The sequence below is a fragment of the Roseitranquillus sediminis genome (assembly GCF_016918935.1).
Taxonomy (GTDB): Bacteria; Pseudomonadota; Alphaproteobacteria; order Rhodobacterales; family Rhodobacteraceae; genus Roseitranquillus; species Roseitranquillus sediminis.
This window is the reverse complement of record NZ_JAFFOB010000026.1, coordinates 1-2,283: the sequence shown is the minus strand read 5'-3', so window position 1 is coordinate 2,283 and position 2,283 is coordinate 1. Positions and strand designations below refer to the sequence as shown.

At 70.7% G+C, this 2,283-nt stretch carries 2 protein-coding genes; one reads left to right on the top strand and one right to left on the bottom strand.

What is annotated here, in order from left to right; genetic code table 11:
- Positions 1-1,043: FAD-binding oxidoreductase (locus tag JM664_RS17785; protein ID WP_227421284.1), on the bottom strand; the 1,043-nt coding region annotated here is incomplete at its 3' end.
- Between the two features lie 92 nt (positions 1,044-1,135).
- Here JM664_RS17785 and JM664_RS17780 point away from each other — a divergent pair.
- A partial coding sequence (locus JM664_RS17780) for a pyridoxal-phosphate-dependent aminotransferase family protein (protein ID WP_227421283.1) occupies positions 1,136-2,283 on the top strand: 1,148 nt, incomplete at its 3' end.

Below are 2,283 nucleotides of genomic sequence, written 5' to 3'. Positions count from 1 at the left end.
GCCATCGTGTCGTGCAGCCCGGCGAGGCGGCGGCTGTTCTCCTCCGGATCGTCCTCGGCGAACTCGACGAGCAGCAGCGCGGCGGGGTCGCCGCGCACGAAGTCGGCGAGGTGCGGGGCGAGCGCCGGGATCTCGCGCCCGAGCTCGATCATGTTGCGGTCCACCAGCTCCACCGCCGAGGGGCCGAGGGCGACGAGGTGTTGCGTCGCCGCCATCGCCTCGCGGAAGGTTGGGAAGTGGCAGACGCCGACCACCTTGTGCTTCGGCAGGGGCGAGAGCCGGATGTCCACCGTCTCGCTCAGCGCCAGCGTGCCCTCCGAGCCCACGAGCAGGTGCGCGAGGTTGTTCGCCGCGCCGTCCGGCACCAGCGCGTCGGTGTTGTAGCCCCCGACCCGGCGCAGCACCTTCGGGAAGCGCGCCGCGATCTCCGCCGCCTCGCGTTCCCCCAGCGCCAGCATGTCGCGCATCAGCGCCTCGACCGGGCCGCCGGCGTTGGACATCAGCGCGGCGCGGTCGACCTCGCCGAAGCGGGCGCGGGTGCCGTCGGCCAGGAGCGCGTCGATGGCCGCGACGTTCTCGCGCATCCGGCCGTAGCGGATCGACCGGCCGCCGCAGGAATTGTTCGCCGCCATCCCGCCGATCGTGGCGCGCGAGGCGGTGGAGACGTCGACCGGGAAGAAGAGGCCGTGCCGCTTCAGCTGGCGGTTGAGTTCGTCGAGGACGAGGCCGGGCTCGACCGTCGCGGACTGCGCCGCGACGTCGAGGTCGACCACCCGGTTCAGGTGCTTCGAGTAGTCGATCACCACGCCGCGGTTGATGGTCTGGCCCGCCTGGCTGGTGCCGCCGCCGCGGGCGGTGACCGGCACGCCGGCCGCGCGCGCGACCTCAAGCGTCGCGGCGACGTCGTCGTGCCGCCGCGGCACCACCACCGCCTCGGGCACGATCTGGTAGAAGGACGCGTCCGTCGCGTAGCGTCCGCGGTCGAAGCGGTTGGTGAGGACCGCGCCCTCGATCTCGTCCGCCAGCCGTTTCCAGTCCGCCATTCCCGCCCCGCCGGCCATAAAGCTCTTGACTTGCATTATGCATTCAAAATTAAGGTGCGCAACGACGACCTGGACGAGCGAGGCGATATCCGATGCGCAGCGGACGGCATTTCCTGCAGATCCCGGGACCCACCAACGTCCCGGACCGCGTCCTGCGCGCGATGGACTATCCCACCATCGACCACCGCGGCCCGACCTTCGCCGACCTCGGCACGCGCGTGCTCGCGGGCATGAAGCGGATCGTCAGGACCGAGGCAGGCCAGGTGGTGATCTATCCCGCCTCCGGTACCGGCGCATGGGAGGCGGCGCTGGTCAACACGCTCTCGCCGGGCGACCGGGTGCTGATGGTCGAGACCGGGCACTTCGCGATGCTCTGGCAGAAGCTCGCGCAGAAGATCGGCCTCGACCCGGTGGTGATCCAGTCGAACTGGCGCACCGGCGTCGACCCCGAGACGCTGGGCGCCGCGCTGGAGGAGCATCCCGACGTCAAGGCGGTCTGCGTCGTGCAGAACGAGACCTCGACCGGCTGCGCCACGCGCATCGACGAGGTGCGCGCGGCGATGGACCGGGCGGGGACCGACGCGCTGCTGATGGTCGACACCATCTCGTCGCTGGCCTCGATCGACATGCGGATGGACGAGTGGGGCGTCGACGTCATCGTCGCCGGCAGCCAGAAGGGGCTGATGCTGCCGCCAGGGCTGTCGTTCAACGCGCTGAGCCCGAAGGCGCTCGCGGCGCACGAGACGGCCGGTCTCAAGCGCTCGTACTGGGACTGGTCCGAGATGCTGGGCCCGAACGCGAAGGGCTTCTTCCCCTACACGCCGGCGACCAACCTGCTCTACGGCCTCGCCGAGGCGATCGACATGCTGGAGGAGGAGGGGCTGGAGAACGTCTTCGCCCGCCACGACCGGCACGCCGAGGCCACGCGCCGCGCCGTGCGGGCCTGGGGCCTCGAGGTCCTCTGCCAGGAGCCGCGCCACCATTCCAGCTCGCTCACCGCGGTGGTGATGCCGGGCGAAGAGGGCGGCGACGCGCTCCGGGCCGTGATCCTCGAGCACTTCGACATGTCCCTCGGCGCCGGCCTCTCCAGGCTCGCCGACAGGATCTTCCGCATCGGCCATCTCGGCGACTTCAACGACCTCATGCTGATGGGCACCCTCTCCGGCGTCGAAATGGGCCTCGACCTCGCCGGCGTCCCACACAAGACAGGAGGCGCACGCGCCGCAATGGAATATCTTGC